This window comes from Planomonospora sp. ID91781, assembly GCF_015711595.1.
Lineage (GTDB): Bacteria > Actinomycetota > Actinomycetes > Streptosporangiales > Streptosporangiaceae > Planomonospora > Planomonospora parontospora.
The window spans coordinates 599,999-618,499 of record NZ_JABTEY010000001.1; the positions used below are offsets into that span (position 1 = coordinate 599,999).

17 protein-coding genes are annotated in these 18,501 nt (G+C 73.6%); 6 read left to right on the forward strand and 11 right to left on the reverse strand.

The window, feature by feature from the left end:
* Window positions 1-56: 56 nt before the first annotated feature.
* From HS048_RS02750 to HS048_RS02765, 4 genes are read right to left on the reverse strand one after another with little or no spacing between them, the layout of a single operon-like run.
* On the reverse strand, window positions 57-707 hold the full coding sequence (locus HS048_RS02750) for a response regulator transcription factor (RefSeq protein ID WP_068902659.1): 651 nt from the start codon (window positions 705-707) through the stop codon (window positions 57-59).
* Window positions 700-1,875: a sensor histidine kinase gene (locus HS048_RS02755; RefSeq protein ID WP_196466057.1), complete on the reverse strand. Its 1,176-nt coding sequence runs from the start codon at window positions 1,873-1,875 to the stop codon at window positions 700-702. The genes HS048_RS02750 and HS048_RS02755 overlap by 8 nt, the downstream gene beginning before the upstream one ends.
* 3 nt (window positions 1,876-1,878) lie before the next feature.
* Window positions 1,879-2,574, reverse strand: a complete 696-nt coding sequence (locus HS048_RS02760) for an ABC transporter permease (RefSeq protein ID WP_068902655.1) — start codon at window positions 2,572-2,574, stop codon at window positions 1,879-1,881.
* Window positions 2,575-2,586: 12 nt separating this feature from the next.
* The gene (locus HS048_RS02765; protein ID WP_196466058.1) at window positions 2,587-3,480 is read right to left on the reverse strand and encodes an ABC transporter ATP-binding protein; all 894 of its coding nucleotides are present in this window, start codon (window positions 3,478-3,480) and stop codon (window positions 2,587-2,589) included.
* A 231-nt stretch (window positions 3,481-3,711) separates the two neighbouring features.
* Here HS048_RS02765 and nshR point away from each other — a divergent pair, with 231 nt between their 5' ends.
* Both nshR and HS048_RS02775 read left to right on the forward strand, forming a co-directional pair.
* Window positions 3,712-4,512, forward strand: coding sequence for an NshR/TsnR family 23S rRNA methyltransferase (nshR, locus tag HS048_RS02770; RefSeq protein WP_196466059.1), 801 nt, complete (start codon window positions 3,712-3,714; stop codon window positions 4,510-4,512).
* Window positions 4,513-4,674: 162 nt separating this feature from the next.
* Window positions 4,675-5,418 carry an expansin EXLX1 family cellulose-binding protein gene (locus HS048_RS02775; protein ID WP_196466060.1) on the forward strand — a complete coding sequence of 248 codons (744 nt, stop codon included), beginning with the start codon at window positions 4,675-4,677 and terminating at the stop codon, window positions 5,416-5,418.
* Window positions 5,419-5,429: 11 nt separating this feature from the next.
* On the opposite strand, the gene HS048_RS02780 is transcribed toward HS048_RS02775, so the two are convergent.
* Both HS048_RS02780 and HS048_RS02785 read right to left on the reverse strand, forming a co-directional pair.
* Window positions 5,430-7,259 carry an ABC transporter ATP-binding protein gene (locus tag HS048_RS02780; RefSeq protein WP_230880699.1) on the reverse strand — a complete coding sequence of 610 codons (1,830 nt, stop codon included), beginning with the start codon at window positions 7,257-7,259 and terminating at the stop codon, window positions 5,430-5,432.
* A 195-nt stretch (window positions 7,260-7,454) separates the two neighbouring features.
* On the reverse strand, window positions 7,455-8,735 hold the full coding sequence (locus tag HS048_RS02785) for a YibE/F family protein (RefSeq protein ID WP_196466061.1): 1,281 nt from the start codon (window positions 8,733-8,735) through the stop codon (window positions 7,455-7,457).
* A gap of 278 nt (window positions 8,736-9,013) precedes the next feature.
* On the opposite strand from HS048_RS02785, the gene HS048_RS02790 reads away from it, so the two are divergent.
* Both HS048_RS02790 and katG read left to right on the forward strand, forming a co-directional pair.
* The gene (locus HS048_RS02790) at window positions 9,014-9,448 is read left to right on the forward strand and encodes a Fur family transcriptional regulator (RefSeq protein ID WP_068902639.1); all 435 of its coding nucleotides are present in this window, start codon (window positions 9,014-9,016) and stop codon (window positions 9,446-9,448) included.
* Window positions 9,449-9,481: 33 nt separating this feature from the next.
* On the forward strand, window positions 9,482-11,710 hold the full coding sequence (gene katG, locus HS048_RS02795) for a catalase/peroxidase HPI (RefSeq protein WP_196466062.1): 2,229 nt from the start codon (window positions 9,482-9,484) through the stop codon (window positions 11,708-11,710).
* Window positions 11,711-11,822: 112 nt separating this feature from the next.
* Here katG and HS048_RS02800 read toward each other — a convergent pair whose 3' ends face one another.
* The 4 genes from HS048_RS02800 to HS048_RS02815 all read right to left on the reverse strand — a co-directional run bounded on the left by HS048_RS02800 (window position 11,823) and on the right by HS048_RS02815 (window position 16,205).
* Window positions 11,823-13,526 carry a heparinase II/III family protein gene (locus HS048_RS02800; RefSeq protein ID WP_230880700.1) on the reverse strand — a complete coding sequence of 568 codons (1,704 nt, stop codon included), beginning with the start codon at window positions 13,524-13,526 and terminating at the stop codon, window positions 11,823-11,825.
* Window positions 13,527-13,679: 153 nt separating this feature from the next.
* Complete coding sequence (locus tag HS048_RS02805) at window positions 13,680-14,918, reverse strand: CU044_5270 family protein (protein ID WP_196466063.1); 1,239 nt, start codon at window positions 14,916-14,918, stop codon at window positions 13,680-13,682.
* Complete coding sequence (locus HS048_RS02810; RefSeq protein WP_307832345.1) at window positions 14,911-15,567, reverse strand: RNA polymerase sigma factor; 657 nt, start codon at window positions 15,565-15,567, stop codon at window positions 14,911-14,913. The genes HS048_RS02805 and HS048_RS02810 overlap by 8 nt, the downstream gene beginning before the upstream one ends.
* 86 nt (window positions 15,568-15,653) lie before the next feature.
* Window positions 15,654-16,205 carry a DoxX family protein gene (locus HS048_RS02815; protein ID WP_230880701.1) on the reverse strand — a complete coding sequence of 184 codons (552 nt, stop codon included), beginning with the start codon at window positions 16,203-16,205 and terminating at the stop codon, window positions 15,654-15,656.
* A gap of 149 nt (window positions 16,206-16,354) precedes the next feature.
* Between HS048_RS02815 and HS048_RS02820 the strand changes: the two genes are divergently transcribed.
* Window positions 16,355-17,017, forward strand: coding sequence for a metalloregulator ArsR/SmtB family transcription factor (locus tag HS048_RS02820; RefSeq protein ID WP_068902904.1), 663 nt, complete (start codon window positions 16,355-16,357; stop codon window positions 17,015-17,017).
* Window positions 17,018-17,035: 18 nt separating this feature from the next.
* On the opposite strand, the gene HS048_RS02825 is transcribed toward HS048_RS02820, so the two are convergent.
* Complete coding sequence (locus HS048_RS02825; protein ID WP_196466064.1) at window positions 17,036-17,734, reverse strand: TetR/AcrR family transcriptional regulator C-terminal domain-containing protein; 699 nt, start codon at window positions 17,732-17,734, stop codon at window positions 17,036-17,038.
* 143 nt (window positions 17,735-17,877) lie between these two features.
* On the opposite strand from HS048_RS02825, the gene HS048_RS02830 reads away from it, so the two are divergent.
* Window positions 17,878-18,396, forward strand: coding sequence for a hypothetical protein (locus HS048_RS02830; protein WP_196466065.1), 519 nt, complete (start codon window positions 17,878-17,880; stop codon window positions 18,394-18,396).
* The last annotated feature ends 105 nt before the right edge of the window (window positions 18,397-18,501 follow it).

The following is an 18,501-nucleotide window of genomic DNA, read 5'->3' on the forward strand; positions in this document are numbered from 1 at the left end:
GGGGACCGGGACCCGCGACGGCCGGGCGGTGACGGCCGGGCGGTGACCGGCCGCGGTCAGGCGCCGTCCGTCGTGAGCAGGCCGCGCCGGAAGGCGGCGGCGACGGCGGCCGCGCGGTCGTTGACGCCGAGTTTGGTGTAGATGTGCAGCACGTGGCTCTTGACCGTGGCCTCGCTGATGAACAGGCGTGCGGCGATCTCCCGGTTGGTGCCGCCCTCGGCGATGAGGCGGAGGACCTCCAGCTCCCGGGTGCTCAGCGGGTCGGCGGGGGTGCGGACCTGGCCGAGGAGGCGGGTGGCGACCGACGGGGAGAGCACGGCCTCGCCCCGCGCCGCCGTGCGCACGGCGCGGACGAGTTCGTCGCGGCCGGTGTCCTTGAGCAGGTAGCCGGTGGCCCCCGCCTCGATGGCGGGCAGGACGTCCCGGTCGGTGTCGTAGGTGGTCAGCACCAGGACGCGGGCCGCGCTGCCCAGCCGGGCGAGCTCCTTGATGGCCGCGACGCCGTCCGTCCCCGGCATGCGCAGGTCCATGAGGATCACGTCGGGGCTCAGCGCCCGCGCGAGCTCGACGGCCCGGGCGCCGTCCGCGGCCTCGCCGAGCACCTCGAAGTCCGGGTCGCCGGCGAACATGCCGCGGATGCCGTCGCGGACGATGGGGTGGTCGTCGGCGATCAGCAGCCGGATGGGGGTCGTGGAGGGCTCAGCCACGGGCCACCGCCGGGACGCTCGCGGAGATCGCGGTGCCCGTGCCGGGCTCTGACTCGACCTCCAGCGTGCCCGCCAGCCGGCTCACCCGCTTGCGCATCGCGGTCAGGCCGAACCCCCCGCCGTCGCGGACGCGTTCCGGGTCGAACCCGGCGCCGTCGTCACGCACGTCCAGGGTGACCACGTCCTCCATGTACGACAGGGTCAGCCCGACCCGGGACGCGCCGGCGTGCTTGGCCGCGTTGGCCAGGGCCTCCTGCGCCGTGCGCAGCAACGTCTCCTCGACCTCCGGATGCATGGGACGAACCGTACCGGTGACGGTGAAATCCGCACGAACCTTGTTGAGCTCGCCCCACCGGGCCACGACGCCCTCCAGCGCCTCGGGCAGCGGCGCCGCCTCCAGCTGGCCGGGGCCCACCGCGTGCACCGAGCGCCGGGCCTCGGCGAGGCTCTCCCGGGCCAGCCGTACCGCGTTGTCCACGTGGCCCTGCCAGTCCTCGGCCTGCTTGGCCGCCTGGAGCTGGGTGATGATGCCGGTCAGCCCCTGGGCGAGGGTGTCGTGGATCTCGGCCGCCATGCGCTGCCGCTCGTCCAGCACGCCCGCCTCGCGGGCCTGGACCAGCAGCTGGGCCTGGAGGCCGGCGTTCTCCCGCATGGTCTCCTCGAGCCGCGCCACCATGCGCTTGCGCTCGGTGCTCCGTTCGGCGGTGACCTCTCCGACGAAGCTGAACAGGCTCACCGCCGCGACGATGGCGGCGGTGAAGAACAGCCGGGTGAGGATCTCCGACGGGGTGGGCTCGGGCAGGCCGCCGCCGTAGGCCGTGACGCTGATCGCCGCCGTGGCGGTCACCCCGGCCGCCCGCCACTTCCCCTTCAGGTACTGCCAGGAGTGGAGATAGCCGGTGAAGCCGAAGAAGCTCGCGAACCACACGCCCTGCGTGCAGAGCGCGCCGATCAGGACCACCAGCCCCGCCACGTAGACCGCACCGCCGGCCGCGCCCCGCGGCGCCAGCCACATCCAGGCGGCCGCGAGCGCGGTCAGGCCGGACGTGATCCACGGGCTGCCGCCGGCGGCCAGGGAGAGCACCGCGGAGATCACCAGCAGGACGTACGGCGCAGCCGCCATCTGGCGCTCCAGCAGCCGTTCCCATCGGTCGAGCCGGCCGGTCATCCGTCACTCCCAGCGGAAGAACTTGGCCGCCGCGATGCTGACGACCAGGGCGTAGACGGCCATCACACCGAGCAGCAGGGGGCTGGGGGCACCGCCCGCCCAGACCTCCCGCATGCTCTGCGCGAAAGCACCCAGAGGGGTGAACTCCCCGATGCGGATCAACATATCGGGCATCAGGTGGACGGGCTGCATGAGCCCGGCGAGATAGGCCATCGGGAAGTACAGCAGGACCCCGATCCCGTTGGCGGCCCGGCCGTTCGGCGCCAGCGCCGCGATCAGCAGGCCGACCGCGAACATGCTCGCCGTACCGAGGATGAAGACCGCTGCGGCGGGCAGCCCCCCGGCGGGCAGGCGGGCGCCGAGGACGGTGCCCGCGACGGCCAGCAGCAGCCCGCAGGCGGCCAGCGCGAGGACGAGGAGCAGCAGCAGCTGAACCGCCAGGAGGTTGCCCGGGCGCACCGGCGTGACCGACAGTCTCCGCAGGATGCCCCGCTCGCGGTAGGTGGCCAGGGTGGTGGGCAGCATGTACAGGGCCACCAGCCCCACGGCGATGGCCAGCGCCATCGGCAGCAGCACGGTGTCGCCCGGCTCGATCGAACTTCCGAACACCACCAGGATGAACAGCGGGATGAGCAGGGAGAAGAGGGCCCCGGGCTCCCGGGTCAGCAGCTTGGTCTCGACGAAGGCGAGTTTCATCATGATCGTGTTCCTTTAGTCGAAGGACCGGCCGGTCAGGGCGGTGAACGCGTCTTCCAGGGTGCGCTTGTCGATCCGGAGGTCGCTGACGAGGACCTGGTGGCGGGCCAGGTGCGCGGTGACCGCCGTGGCGAAGTCACCCGTCCCGGTGACGACCATCCGGTTCCCCTCCCTGGACACACGGGTCACCCCGAGCAGCCCCTCGACGCCGGCCGGGTCCCCCGCCATCAGCGTGAACCGCATCCGGTGCTCGCCCCCCGCCAGTCCGGCCGGGGTGTCGATCGCCACGACCCTGCCGCGGTTGAAGACGGCGACGCGGTCGCACAGCTCCTCCACCTCGTCCATGAAGTGGCTGACCAGGACCACCGTCACACCGCCCGCCCGGACCTGCTTGATCAGCTCCCAGGTGGCACGGCGGGCCTGCGGGTCCAGCCCGGTGGTCAGCTCGTCCAGGAAGGCCACCCGCGGGTTGCCGACCAGCGCCAGCGCGATGAAGAGCCGCTGCTTCTGGCCGCCGGAGAGCTTGCCGAACCGGGCGTTCCGCTTGTCCGCCAGCCCCCACTCCTCCAGCAGCTCCCGCCAGTCGCGCGGGGCGGCGTAGAAGGAGGCGTACAGGTCGAGGGCCTCCCACACCTTGATGTTCTCCGGCAGCTGGGTCTGCTGGAGCTGCACCCCGATCTGCTCACGCACCCTGCGCGCGTCCTCGACCGGGTCGAGCCCGAGGACCCTGATCGTCCCGCCGTCGGGCCGCCGCAGACCCTCCACGCACTCCACGGTGGTGGTCTTGCCGGTGCCGTTCGGCCCGAGGATGCCGAAGATCTCGCCTTCCTCCACCGAGAACGACACCCCGTCCAGCACGGTCAGGTCCGCGTACCGCTTGCGGAGGTCTGTGACTTCGATGACTGCCATGGCTCAAGCATCTTCCGCCCGCGCCCGGGGCGAATCGACCTGCCGGTCGTGATCGGCGGCGGATGGTGCTGATCCGGAAATCCACCGAACGGTGGATACCGCTCGCCCCTGCACCCCGCACCGCAGCGCCCTGCACTGCGCTCCCCTGCACTGCGCTCCCCTGCACCGCGCTTCCCTGCACCGTCCTGACCGGCCCGGAGACCCGGTGACACTCGTGTTAGCCTCTTCGCCGTGACCAGCCTTGACGTCATCACCGAGCGCTCCGATCCCGCCGTACAACGGATCATCGATGTCACGAAGCCTTCGAGGTCCGTCGTCCGCACGGCGCTGATCGAGGACTCCGAGCCGCTCATGCAGAGCATCCGCGCCGGGGTCGAGCTCATCGAGGTCTACGGCCTGGAGACCGTTCCCCTGCCGGGTGACCTGCTCGCCGCGTGCGAGCAGCGCGGCGTCCCGGTCCGCCTGCTCTCCCCCGCGATCGCCAACCAGGTCTTCAAGACCGAGAAGAAGCCCAAGGCGTTCGGCATCTGCCGGGTCCCGCGTCCCTGCGGCTTCGCCGACCTGACCGGCCGGAAGGGCGACCTCGTCCTGCTGGACGGGGTGAAGATCGTCGGCAACATCGGCGCCATCGTGCGGACCTCCTTCGCACTCGGCGCCTCGGGCATCGTGCTCGTGGACAGCGATCTCGTCAGCATCGCCGACCGGCGCCTGATCCGGGCGAGCCGCGGCTACGTGTTCTCGCTCCCGATCGTCCTCGCCTCCCGCGCCGAGGCGCTCCGCCACTTCCAGGACAACGGCATGCGCCTGATGGCCTTCGAGGCCGGCGGAGCCCTCACGGTCAGGGACCTCGGCGGCATCGACGAGCGCCTCGTCCTCATGTTCGGCAGCGAGAAGACCGGCGCGTCGGGCGAGTTCTCCGGCATCTCCGCCGAGTCGGCGTCGATTCCCATGAACCCCGAGGCCGAGTCCCTCAACGTCTCCGTCTCGGTGGGGATCGCCCTGCACGCGCGGGCCCACCGCAACCTCGCCTAACGCCGGCGGCGCCGGGCTCCGGGCCCGCCGTCCCCTGGTGAACCCGCGGCCGGCGAACCTCAGGCCCACGGGTGCCGGGGCAGAGCGGGCACCGGTCGGGCGCGCGGCGCCCGGGGCCGATTCGCTACCGTCCTCTCCGTCCCCCTTGAGAGGAAACCCCGGATGCGACGCCTGCCCCCCGCCCTCGTAGCCGTGCTCGCCGCGAGCTCGCTCCTCCCGTCCCCCGTCCTGGCGCAGTCCGCCCGGAGCGGGGAGAGCACCGCGACCGCCCGCGGACCGGTGCAGGCGATCGGAGGAGAAGCGATCGAAGGGAAGGCGGTCAGGGGGAAGGCGACCTTCTACGAACTGCGGTCCGGAGGGGGAAACTGCTCGTATCCCTCGCCTCCGGCCGACGGCCTCTACGTGGCGCTCTCCCCCCGCGAGTACGCCGCCGCCGCCTCCTGCGGCGGTTATCTGGACGTCACCGGGCCGAAGGGCTCCGTCCGGGTCAAGGTCGTCGACCAGTGCCCGGAGTGCCCGGTGGGGCACATCGACCTGAGCCGCAGGGCCTTCACCCGGGTGGCCGGCTCCGGCAGGGGCACGGCGCGGGTCGCCTACCGCCCGGTCCGCGACCCGCGGATCGGCAGACCGCTCTCATTCCGTGTCAAGGAGGGGTCGTCGCGGTGGTGGCTGGCCGTGCTGGTCATCGACCACGGCAACCCGCTCGCCTCGGTGGAGGTGAAGGCCGCCGGCGGCGCGTGGCGCAGACTGGCCCGGGCCGACCACAACCACTGGATCGCCGCCTCCGGCGCAGGCCGGGGTCCCTTCACCTTGCGGGTCACCGACACCCACGGGCGCCGGGCCACGGCGGGACGCGTCCGCCTGGCCCCCGCCGTCGTCCAGCGCACCGCCGCGAAGCTGTACTGACACGGTGCCGGTCAGCGGTGGACCGCGTCCGGAGCGTCGTCCTCCGCCAGGAAGCCCCCGGACTGGTGGTGCCAGAGCCGGGCGTAGGGGCCCCGGGCCTGGAGCAGCTCGGCGTGGCTGCCCTGTTCCACGATGTGCCCCCGGTTGAGGACGACGAGCCGGTCCATCCGGACGACGGTGCTCAGGCGGTGCGCGACCACGAGCGCGGTGCGGTCCTGCATCAGGCGCCACAGGGCCTCCTGGACGAGGATCTCGCTCTCGGAGTCCAGGGCGCTGGTCGCCTCGTCCAGCACCAGGATCGGGGCGTCGCGCAGGATGGCGCGCGCGAGCGCGACGCGCTGCCGCTGGCCGCCGGAGAGCTTGACGCCGCGCTCCCCGACCAGGGTGTCGAACCCGTCCGGCAGGGACTCGACGAACTCCGTGACGTGCGCCGCCCGCGCGGCCCGGAGGATCTCGGCGTCGGTGGCGCCCGGCCGGGCGAACGCGAGGTTGTCCCGCACGGACCGGTGGAACATGGCGGGCTCCTGGGGGACGTAGGCGATGAGGCCGCGCAGGTCGGCCTGGCGCAGCCGGGAGATGTCCTGCCCGCCCACCAGGATCCTGCCCCCGTCCACGTCCATGAGACGCAGCAGCAGCCGGGTGAGGGTGCTCTTGCCGCCGCCGGACTGGCCGACCAGGCCGATCTTGGTCCCGCTGGGGATGTCCAGGTCCAGGTCCTCGAAGAGCGGCGGGCCGTCGGCGTACGCGAACCTCACCCGCTCGAAGCGGACGCCCGCGTCGGCCGGGCGCAGCGGCTGCGGGTCGGGGGGGTCCACCACGGTCGGCGGCACGAGGAGCAGCTCGGTGAACTGGGCCGCCTCGGTGAGCACGCTCTCCATGCGCCGGTATATCTGGTTGAACTCGAACATGATGTTGATCGCGTTCGAGTAGTAGGTGAACGTCACCACGACGGCCTCCACACCGAGGCCGCCGCGGAGCGCCACGGCGAGGAGCAGGCCCGCGGTGCTGGTGAGCACCGACAGCGGGGCGACCACGGTGTCCACCCGGAGGTTGCCGTAGTCCCAGGAGCGCAGGGACAACCGGTGCTGCTCGGCGAGCCTGGCCCGGTGCTCGACGGCTTCGCGCTCCTCCGCGGCGAATGCGCGGACCGTGTCCATGTTGGACAGCACGTCGGCGACGTGGCCCGACACCCGCACCTTGGCGGCCTCGCGTTCGTCGACCAGCGCCTGGCGGCGGCGGATGAGCGGGGCGACGAGGACGGCGGTGAAGACGATGAGGCCCAGGAGCACGACGACCAGCAGCGGGTGGTACCGCCACAGCACCACCGAGGCGAAGGCCAGGGGGACCACCTTGGCCATGATCGAGAACGTGAGCGTGTCGGCGAAGTCCTCGAACCTGGAGGAGAATCCGAGCACCCGTTTGGTCAGCGATCCGGCGAAGTTGTCGTGGAAGAACGCGGCGTCCTTGGCCAGCAGCGCGTCCATGCCCACCACGCCGAGCCTCTCGATGCCCCGGGCGTCGGTGCGGTTCAGGAAGTGCAGCCCCACCCGCCACAGCACCTCGCCCGCCAGCAGCAGCGCGCCGAACCCGAGCACGTAGGGCAGCAGCGCGTCGACGGAGCCGTCCCCGCCGCCCGACAGGTGCCCCACGAGCCCGGCCACCGCCAGCGGCGCCAGGTAATACAGGCAGATGTTCCCCATCGCCGGCAGCGTCAGCGCGGGAACCGCGACCCGCCACTGACGCCTCAGCTCACCGCAGTAGTGGCGCAGCGCCAGCAGAACCGCCGATCTCCGCACGGGCGGGCCGTCTCCGGAGCCCTCCGGCGATCCGAGCACAGTCATCAGCCCTCCCGAACGCCGACCCCACCGTGGCCATGTTGCCGCAGCGTACGAGGAGGAAGCGAGCGGTTTTCCGCCCGCCCCCGCGGCGGGCCGGACACCCGGTGAACCGCCCGGCCGGCCTTCCGGGCGTCCTGTACGGCCCGGCCTCCGGCACGTCCTGTACGGTTCCGGAACCCGTCCGGCGGCCGGACCGGCTCAGGTGACCGGGTCGGACAGCGGCTGCGGCGGCCGCCGGTGACGGGCCCGGCGCGGCGGGTCGCCGTGGTCGTGGTCGGAGTCGGCGCGGCGGGCGCCGGTCAGGGCGGCCAGCGCGGTCGTGATCGGCACGGCCGCGATCAGCCCGAGGGTGCCCACCACGCTGCGGACGATCTCTTGGGCGAGCACCGGGTTGGTCAGCACCTCGCCCAGGGGCTGCTCGCCGACGCTGATCAGCAGCAGCAGCGGCAGCGACGCGCCGGCGTAGGCGAGCACGATCGTGTTGATCACCGAGGCGATGTGGGAGCGGCCGACCCGGGCCGCGGCCCGGTACAGCCGGGCGAACCCGTACCCGGGATTGGCGTGGGCCAGTTCCGCGACGGTGGCGGCCTGGGTGACGGTGACGTCGTCCAGTACGCCCAGGGACCCGATGATGATGCTGGCCAGCAGCAGTCCCTGGGTGTTGATGCGGTGGCTGGTGTCGAGGTAGAAGGAGCTCTCGTCGGTGATGCCGTTGAGCTGGACGACGCCGATGGCGGCGTAGGCCAGCGCGCCGGTCAGGGTCAGGCTGGCCACGGTGCCCACGATCGCCACCGAGGTGGTGACGGTGAACCCGTGGGTGAGATACAGCACGGTCAACATGATCGCCGCGGCGCCGACGACGGCCACCAGCAGCGGCGGCTCACCGGCCAGGATCGCCGGGATGACGAACGCCAGCAGGAGCACGAAGGTGATGCCCAGTCCGACCAGGGCCATCACCCCGCGCCAGCGGCCGAACGCGATCACCGCCAGCGCGAAGGCGGCGCCGGCCAGCAGCAGCGGCGAGGACCGGTCGTGATCGGAGATCTGGTAGGGCGGCACCTCCAGCTCGCTGTCGGGGGTGTGGATGAGCACCACGTCGTCGCCGGCGGCGAAGCGCTGCGCGCCCGGGCCGCTGGGCAGCGGGGAGACGACGTCCCCGCCGGCCTGCGGGCCGCTGGTCAGCCGGACGCGGGCGTCGCCGCAGGTGGCCGGGTCCGGCGCGGGCGGCGCGGCCTGCGGCTCCCCCTCGATGGGCGGCTCCTCCGGGCAGGGGGTGAGGGTGATCGCGGTGATGGTCCCGTTCACCCGCTGCAGTGCCGGCTGCTGCGCGGTGGAGACCGGTCCGGCCGGCCACAGCCAGACCAGCGCCGCCACGGTGACGACCGCCAACGGGATGATCACGGCCAGGATCGCCCGGACCGTCGCCCGCGAACCCGCCGGGAGGTGGCCGTGCGAACCGTGGGAATGGTCGGCGCCCATGGGCGAGGCTCTCCTAAGGCACGTGCGGGTGGGATGAGGCGCCGCGAGGTCGCCGCGGGCGGGGGGAGGCGGTCCGGGACGTCACCGCCGCCACGATCGTAGCCGCACCGCGCCGTGCCGTACCGCGCCGCGGTGGGACGGGACGGGACGGGACGGGACGGGACGGGACGGGATGAACCCCGCTCAGCGGAACGGGACGAACCCCGCTCGGTTGGACATTAGACTTAAGTCATTCGCTCTCTTGAGTCATTCGTGTTTATGGAGGTAGGTTTGGCGCCATGACCGCACCCGAGACTCCGACCACCGCCGAGGAGCTGCGCGGGGTGGGCCTGCGGGTCACGGCCGCCCGCGTCGCGCTCCTCGAGACCGTCCGAGCCGGCGACCACCTCGACGTCGAGGCGATCGCCTCCGGGGTGCGCGACCGTGTGGGCCACATCTCCCTCCAGGCCGTGTACGAGGCCCTCCACGCGCTCACCGCGGCGGGACTCCTGCGCCGCATCGAGCCGGCCGGCAGCCCGGCCCGGTTCGAGGGGCGCGTCGGGGACAACCACCACCACGTCATGTGCCGGTCATGCGGCGTCGTCGCCGACGTCGACTGCGCGGTCGGCGAGGCGCCCTGCCTGACCGCGTCCGATGCCCACGGCTTCTCGATCGACGAGGCCGAGGTCATCTACTGGGGCCTGTGCCCCGCCTGTTCCACCAGCGACTCCTGAACACCTCTCGTCCCTCAGTCCGGAAGGATTTCCATGTCCGAGAACCACGACGCGATCGTCACCGACCCGAAGGCGGAGGAGGGCGGCGGCTGCCCGGTCGCGCACGGCCGTGCCTCGCACCCCGCCCAGGGCGGCGGGAACCACCGGTGGTGGCCTGAGCGGCTCAACCTGAAGATCCTCGCGAAGAACCCCGCCGTGGCCAACCCCCTCGGTGAGGACTTCGACTACGCCGAGGCGTTCAACAGCCTCGACCTCGCGGCCGTGAAGCGGGACATCGCGGAGGTCCTGACGACCTCGCAGGACTGGTGGCCGGCCGACTTCGGCCACTACGGCCCGCTCATGGTGCGGATGGCCTGGCACAGCGCCGGCACCTACCGGATCACCGACGGCCGCGGCGGCGCCGGGGCCGGCCAGCAGCGGTTCGCCCCCCTCAACAGCTGGCCGGACAACGCCAACCTCGACAAGGCCCGCCGCCTGCTCTGGCCGGTCAAGAAGAAGTACGGCCAGAAGATCTCCTGGGCCGACCTCCTGGTCCTCACCGGCAACGTCGCCCTGGAGACGATGGGCTTCAAGACCTTCGGCTTCGCCGGCGGCCGCGCGGACGTCTGGGAGCCCGACGAGGACGTCTACTGGGGCCCCGAGACCACCTGGCTCGGCGACGAGCGCTACAGCGGCGACCGGGAGCTGGAGAGCCCCCTCGCCGCGGTGCAGATGGGCCTCATCTACGTCAACCCGGAGGGCCCGAACGGCAACCCGGACCCGCTCGCCTCGGCGCGCGACATCCGTGAGACCTTCCGCCGGATGGCGATGAACGACGAGGAGACGGTCGCCCTGATCGCGGGCGGCCACACCTTCGGCAAGACCCACGGCGCGGGCCCGGCCGAGCACGTCGGCCCCGACCCCGAGGCCTCCCCGATCGAGCAGCAGGGCCTGGGCTGGAAGAGCACCTTCGGCACCGGCAAGGGCGGCGACACGATCACCAGCGGCATCGAGGTCACCTGGACGAACACCCCGACCCAGTGGGACAACAGCTTCTTCGAGATCCTGTTCGGCTACGAGTGGGAGCTGACCAAGAGCCCCGCCGGCGCCCACCAGTGGAAGCCGAAGGGCGCCGCCGGTGACGGCACCGTCCCGGACGCGCACGACCCGTCGAAGCGCCACGCCCCGGGGATGACCACGGCCGACCTCGCACTCCGGTTCGACCCGATCTACGAGCAGATCTCGCGGCGCTTCCTGGAGAACCCCGACGAGTTCGCGGACGCCTTCGCCCGCGCGTGGTTCAAGCTGACCCACCGCGACATGGGCCCGGTCGCGCGCTACCTCGGCCCGGAGGTCCCGAGCGAGGTGCTGATCTGGCAGGACCCGCTCCCGGAGCGGACCCACGAGCTCGTCGACGCCGCCGACGTCGCCTCCCTCAAGGGCGACATCCTCGCCTCGGGCCTGACCGTGTCCGACCTCGTGTTCACCGCGTGGGCGTCGGCCTCGTCCTTCCGCGGCAGTGACAAGCGCGGCGGTGCCAACGGCGCCCGCATCCGCCTCGAGCCGCAGAACGGGTGGGAGGTCAACGACCCCGACCGGCTCGCGCCGGTGCTGCGCACCCTGGAGGGGGTCCAGGAGGCCTTCAACGCCGCCCAGACCGGCGGCAAGCGGGTCTCGCTCGCCGACCTGATCGTGCTCGGCGGCTGCGCGGCCGTCGAGAAGGCCGCCAGGGACGCCGGTTTCGACGTCGAGGTCCCCTTCACGCCGGGCCGCGTGGACGCCTCGCAGGAGGAGACCGACGTGGAGTCGTTCGCCGCGCTCGAGCCGGCGGCCGACGGGTTCCGCAACTACCTCGGCAAGGGCAACCGGCTGCCGGCCGAGTACCTCCTGCTCGACCGGGCGAACCTGCTGACCCTGAGCGCCCCCGAGATGACGGTCCTCGTCGGCGGCCTGCGCGTCCTGAACGCCAACCACGGGCAGTCGCCGTTCGGCGTCTTCACCAAGACGCCCGGGGTGCTGACCAACGACTTCTTCGTCAACCTGCTCGACCTGGGCACGGAGTGGACGTCGGCGTCGGACGACGCGAGCACCTTCGAGGGCCGCGACGCCGCCGGCTCGATCGAGTGGACCGGCACCCGCGCCGACCTCGTCTTCGGGGCGAACTCCGAGCTGCGCGCGCTCGCGGAGGTCTACGCGAGCGACGACGCGAAGGAGAAGTTCGTGAAGGACTTCGTGGCGGCATGGGACAAGGTCATGAACCTCGACCGGTTCGACCTCGCCTGATGATCCCGGCGTCCGGGCCGGCCCGCGCGGGCCGGCCCGGACGTCCTCGTTCCCGGGGTGCCGGCCGGACGCCGTCACCGGTCGAGGTTCCCGGGGCTCCGGCCGGACGCCGTCACCGGTCGAGCGAGAGCGGGAAGGAGACCGGGCCGCCGGGGGTCCGGACGGTCGCCCGGCCGCCGGCGCAGGTGACCTCGGGATCACCGGTGCCGGGGACGATCAGGGTCAGCACGGAGCGCGCCGCGGGCGAGAGCACCGTCGCCGACCGCGCCGTCCGGAGGTGCCCGGTCGCGATCTCCCGGTGCTCCACCTCCTGCCCGCCGAGCGGCAGGCCCGAGGCCGGGGAGAGCTGGACCAGCGTCACCCGCCGCTCCCCGTCGGCCAGCACCACCCGCCCGTCGCGGACGGAGACCACGGTGAGCGACGGGTCGAAGTGCCAGAGGCTGCGCAGCGCCGACCCGGCCGGGACCTCGTCGAGCACGGCCATCAGGTCGGCGCCGTGGACGACCAGGACCGAGCGGGTGCGGCGGACGCCGTACGCGTCGTCGGTGAGCCGGAAGCACTGCCGCTCCGGGCCGGTGGACGCGCTCACCAGGTGCGTCGCCGTACCCTCCCGGAACGTCGCTCCCGGCACGACCGGGACGTTGTGCGCCTCGGGCGAGGCCGTCCACCGCTGGTACGGCGTGCGCTCGTAGGAGTGGAAGCCCGCCTCGACCAGGACCGCGCGGCCCCGGGCGTGGTAGGTGACGCCCAGGTGGTCCTCGTGGCCGTGCAGCCTGCGCCCGGGGCCGAACCTGATCGAGTAGTACGCCGAGGCCGGGTCGTCCCAGGCGGTCCTGGCGAAGACGTAGCCGGCGTCGAACACCCGCACCGTCTCCCGCCGGGCGGGGAATCCCACCGGGCGCACCCCGGCCGGGCCGTCGCCGATCGGCACCAGGCTGCCGTCGGGCTGGGTGGCGTGGGCGACGTAGGACTCCAGCGCCGCGCGCCGCGCGGCCAGGGCGGGCGGGACCTCCATCCCGCACCTGGTGATCGTCTCCAGCGCGACCCCCAGCCGCCGGTGGACGTAGAGGCCGTACCGCGGCGCCTGCTCGTGCAGCGCGCCCTGCCCGTCGATCGCGAGCAGGGCCGAGGCGGTCATCCGCCGGACGGCCAGATCCTGCCAGGGCCGGTGGCCGAGGCGGCGTCCGACCGTCAGCAGCGCGATGTCCTGGTCCAGGCCGTGGTTGTGCCCCCGGCGGTAGAGCGCCGGATCGGCCAGGACCCGGCCGTGCTCGGCCAGGCTCCGGCGCAGCCAGCCGGCGCGCACGTGCGCGCTGAGGCAGACCAGCGCCGGGCCGCGCAGCGCGACCGGGTGCTCGGCCCAGGCCCACGGGCTGACCCCGGCCCCGCCCTGGGGGTTGCCGCGCACCCAGTCCTCGGCGATCGCGGCGGCGCGGTCGAGGAACTCCCGGTTCCCGGAGCGCTCGTACTCCACGACCAGGCCGCCCATCCAGCGCAGCGCGTGCAGGTTGAGCGCCCAGGAGCGGCTCCGGTGCGGGTCGGCGAGCCAGTCGATCCCCCCGGTGCCCAGGTCGACGGGCGGGAGGCCGGCGAACACGACCCGGCCCCGCAGGACCTCCGCGGCGTCGATCGCGGGGAAACCGCCGGGCACGCAGACGGCCGGGCCCTCGCCCGCCCGGAGGGACGGCAGCGCGGACCGCTGCCCGGAGGCCCGCGGGAAGGCCCGTAGGAAGGCCGCGCCCGCGCGGCGCAGCCGGACCGGTACGGCGGGCCGGTACACGGCGGGGCCGGGCACCGTGATGACGTGCTTGAACAAATGCTTGCTCCAATGAACGGCGCGAGCGGCCCCTGCGCGCTCGCGGACTGCGCCCGCGTGCCCGCGGGTCGCCGGGGGTCCGCACGGGCGGGCCGGGACGAGGGAACGGCCCGATGGGACGGGCCGGCCCCGGAGACCACCCGGTGAGGCGGGCTACGGCAGGCCGGGCGCGGCCGGTTCGTCGTCGGTCCAGCCCGCCTCCAGCACCAGTTCCACCTGGTCTCCTCCGGACCCCGGCGGGCCCGCGACCGTGGCGGAGAGCACCTGCGAGTCGCCGGGATCGATGATCAGCGTCCGCCGGACGGCGGGAGCGGCCCGCAGGTCGAACGAGAACGCGGCGCCCCTGCGGCCCCGTTCGTCCGTCGCCTCGCCCAGGTAGCGGACGTTCGGCAGCTCCGCCAGCGCCCGGTAGGCGGCCGCCCGCACGGCCGGCGGCGACGGCTTGCTCCACAGCAGGCCGCTCAGCGCGTCGGCGACGACGCCGTCGAACGAGTCGAGCGGATCGGCCCCGGAGGCGCCGGCCGCCCGTCCCTCCCGCACCGCCCCGCTCACCCACTCCTTCAGCGCGGCGGCATCGGTCGGCAGCCCCTGGATCTGCTCGAAGGTCATCGCGCGGCCGGCCATGCTGAACGGCACCCTGCCCGTGGCCGCCGTGAGCCGCCCCTCCTCCGCCGCGGTGGACAGCAGGCGTCCCCGGCTGGACCACTCGGCGGGCGAGCCGTCGCGTCGCCAGGCGTCCTCGTCGGCCGGGTGCGCCCCCAGCGCCCGGGAACCCGACCAGACCCGGCCGTCCCTGGCCACCCACTGCTCGGTGACCCGCGACTCCACCAGCCGGTAGCGGTTCCCGCCCCGGCCGAGCGGCTCCGGATGGGTCTGCCGGTGCAGCTTCCTGACCCTCCAGTACGCGCCGGTCGCCGCGGGCTCGGCGGCGGCCGTGCTCGCCGCCGCCAGCAGCACCGACCGCCCGGAGACCGTCGTGATCCGGTCCGGCCCGCCCGGGCCGCCCGGCTCACCGCCGGTCGCCCCCGGGACCACGAGCGCCACCGCCACGGCGGCGGCGAGCCCTGCCGCGACCGGCGCCCACGGCCGCCGCAGACGGCTCCGTCCCGATCCCGCCCCCGGACCCCGGAGGAGTCCGGTCCCCGGACGCCCGGCCCCCCGGCCCCGGCGGAGTCCGACCGCTGGATTCCCGGTCCCCCGGCCCCGGAGGAGTCCGACGCCCGGACGCCCGGCCCCCCGGCCCCGGCGGAACCAGGCCACCGGGCCCCGGCGGGCACCGGCGTCCGGCAGGTCGCGGACCCCTGCCTCGACCCGGCCGCGGACCCTGGCCTTGAGGAACGGGTCGGCCTGCGGCTCGCCGTACAGCTCGCGGAGCGTCCTCAGCTCATCCACGGCCGGTCTCCTCAGGGTCGAGCATCGGGTTGCCGCCGCCCAGCGCGGCGCGCAGCTTCTTCCTGGCCCGGCTGAGCCGGGACCCGACGGTCCCGTACGGGATGCCCAGTGCGGTGGCGATCTCCTCGTGGCTCAGCCCGGCCAGGGCGACCAGCAGCAGGACGTCGCGGTCGCGCCGGTCGAGCCCGGCCACCGCCGCCGCGAGCTCCGGCCGCAGGCTCTGCGCGCTGACCCGCGCGGCGACGTGCTCGTCGTGGCCGGGGGCGTCGGCGTCCGGGCCGTGGCGCCCGAGCGCGCGCAGCGTGCGCACCTCCAGGCGGCGGTGCCTGCCGACGAGGTTGGTGGCGATGCCGTACAGCCACGCCCGCACGCCGGCCCGGGAGGGGTCGTAGGAGGCCCGCTTGCGGAACGCGGTGAGGAACGTCTCGGCGACGACGTCCTCGGCGTGGTCGGGGCCGAGGCGCTGGGCGACGTACCGGTGGATCTCTGCGAAGCAGGCGTCGAAGACCGCGCCGAACGCCTCCGGGTCGTCGAGGGAGAACGGGCCGGTCCCGGTGCCCTCCGCGGGCGGGGTCCGACCGGCCTCCACCGCGGGCAGGGTCCGACCGGTCCCCTCCGCGGACAGGGCGGCCCGGGGCGGCGCGGTCACGATGGTCTCCCCGGCATGTGCACCCTCTCGAAGACGGATCGGCGGTCGCTTCTTATCGCCCGATCCGCCGATCCGCTTTCACGGTCTCAGATGTGACCTCCGTCACTCGTCCCGGGACCGTCAGGACGCCGCCCGCCTCCGCCGGCCCGTAACCGCGCGGCGGACCGGCCGTCCCGCGCGACCACCGCCACCGCCGGCCCGCTCCGGCCCCGGGGGCGCAGGAGCGCGTCGAGCGCCCACGGCCCCGGGCCGAGCACCGCGACGAGGAAGAACGACCAGCAGAACAGCGCCGCGAGCTCTCCGCCGTTGAGCAGCGGCAGGAGGTGGTCCGGCTGGTGCACCACGAAGTAGGCGTACGCCATCGAGCCGGAGCAGATCAGCGCGCTGATGCGGGTGAGGAGCCCGGTGAGCACCAGGGCCCCGAAGACCAGCTGGATCAGCGCCGCCCACCACCCGGGCCAGGCGCCGAACTCCACGGCCTGGCCGGTGCCGCGGTTGCCGCCGAGGACGCCGAAGATCGACGCCAGCCCGTGGAACAGGAACAGCAGGCCCGTCACGGCGCGGAAGAGCGAGAGCACCGGCCCGCAGAACCGGTCGAGCCCCATCGCCGGTCCGGCGCCGATCGGTTCGTCCCTCATCGGCTCACCTCTCGTCCCCGGTGCGTCGGACGCATCGCTTCCCCCATCGCTCGTGCCATTTCCGCCAACTGCCGTGCTCAATATTCCGTCGGCCCCCAATTACGTCAACCAGAATTGGCGAAATTTGAGATTCGGCTACGGTGGAGTCCATGGACGCGACGTCGGGGGACCTCGAGGCACTCGGCCTGCTGTCCGAGCCGCAACGGGCCCGCCTCTACGAGTTCCTGGCCGCCAACGGGCCGTGCACCCGCCAGGAGGTCTGCGAGGCCCTCGGCATGGGCCGGACCCTGGTCGCGTTCCACCTGCTCAAGCTCGAACAGGCCCGGCTCGTCACGACGGTCGACGAACCGGCGGGCACCGGCCGCCGCGGCCGTCCCGCCCAGCGCTACCGGGCCGCCCGGCGCGAGCTGAACGCCTCGGTGCCGCCGCGCCGCTACGAGCTGCTCGCCGAGATCCTGCTCCGCGCCGCCCGGGAGCACCTGCCCTCCGAGTCGTTCACCGAGGCCGCCGTCCGCGCGGCCGTACGGCTCGGCCGCGGGCTGGCCGCCGAGCAGGCCGCCTCCGGCGCCCCCGACGCGCTCTGGGACCTCCTCGGCCGGCTCGGCTACGAGCCCGCCGCCGACGGCGGCTCCGTGCTGCTGACGAACTGCCCGTTCCAGCGGATGCGCGCGGTCGACACCGAGCTGGTCTGCTCGGTGAACGCCGCCCTGGCCCGGGGCTGCCTCGACGGCCTGAACGCCTCGGAACGGTTCACCGCCCGGCTGCGGCCCTGCCCGGACAACTGCTGCGTGCTCCTCGAACCCGCCGCCTAGCGTCGCCGGTCCGGCACGCTATGCCCGGGAGGCGTCCGGGTGGAGGCCGCCGAGCCGGCCCTCCAGGCCGTCGAGGAGGGCCTGGAGGCCGTACTCGAAGGTCCGCTCGGGGGCGGCGGCGTAGTCGGTGGCCATCGGGGTCTCGAGGCGGGCGCGCAGCCGGGGGAAGTCCATGGCGACCTCGCGTGCCCTGACCATCGTGTCGGCGATGAGCGCCTCGGCGTCCGCGCCGTCGCGGCTCAGCCGCCGGGTCAGGGAGACCATGGCCGAGGCGCCCAGGACGTCGCCCAGCACGAAGGTGAAGACGGCGGCGGCGGCGCGGTCGGCCTGCTCCCCGGTGAAGCCGGCCGCCTCGTAGACGGCGAGGCTGCGGTCGTCGTGGCGCGCCTTGCCGGGACCGTGGAAGAGATGGGTGCCGAAGGCCTGCACCAGCCACGGGTGCCGGCTGAGCATGGCGTGCAGGCCGGTGGCCATCGCGGTGGCCGCGGCGCGCCAGCCGGCCGCATCCGGGTCGGGCAGGTCGATCTCGTCCCAGACCCGGTCGCCGGCGAGCAGGATGAGGTCGTCCTTGTTCTTGACGTGCCAGTAGACCGCGGTGGCCGCGGCGCCCAGCCGCCTGCCCAGGCTGCGCATGTTCAGGCCGTCCAGACCCTCGTCGTCGAGCAGCTCGATCGCGGTCCGGACGATCTGCTCCTTGGTCAGCGTGTCGCGCGGCATGGGCTCACGATAGGGCATCCAACCGTTCTTGCACAAAGTTCAAGAAGCGTCTTGCACTTAGTTCAATCGGCGGGTTACGGTTCACTTGAACTTAGTGAAAGTAAAGACGGCGCCTCCGGGGCGCCCGATGAAGGAGAGCTTCCGTGAGCGTTTTCACCGCCGTCATGCAGTCGCTCGTCGCCGCGGCCTTTCTGAGCATCCCGCTGGTCCGGCACCGCTACGGAGCCGTCGCGATGGCCGGCGCACAGGCGGAACTGGCCCGTCAGGGCGTGCGGACCACGGTCCTGGCCGAGAACGGGATGCGGTTCGACGCCGGCGGGCACGAGACCGCCGCCCCGGCCGCGGTGGCCGCGGTGATGGCGGCGCTGGCCGCGCTCAACCTGTCCGGCGGCGACTGGGCCCGGCCCCTGACCTGGATTTTCCAGTCGCTGGTCCTGGTCGCGAACGGCCTCATCCTGTACAGCCAGCTGACCGCCGCGAAGTCCGTGCAGACCGCCTTCCGGCGCAAGGGCGACCCGGCGCTGGCCCGCATCGACGTGCCCGCCCTCCTCAAGGCGGCCGAGGACGACTTCCCCGCCTGGACCTGGACCCTGCAGAACCTGCGGCACACCGTGGTGTTCGGCGCATCGGTCCTCGCCCTGACGGCCACGGCCCTCACCTGAGGCGCCGAGCCGCTCCCCCTCGCCCCTCCGCCCGGAGCCCGTCGCACGCACCCGGCGGTGACGCGCCGACCGCCGCCGGCACCACACGGCGGGACCCCCGCGGAA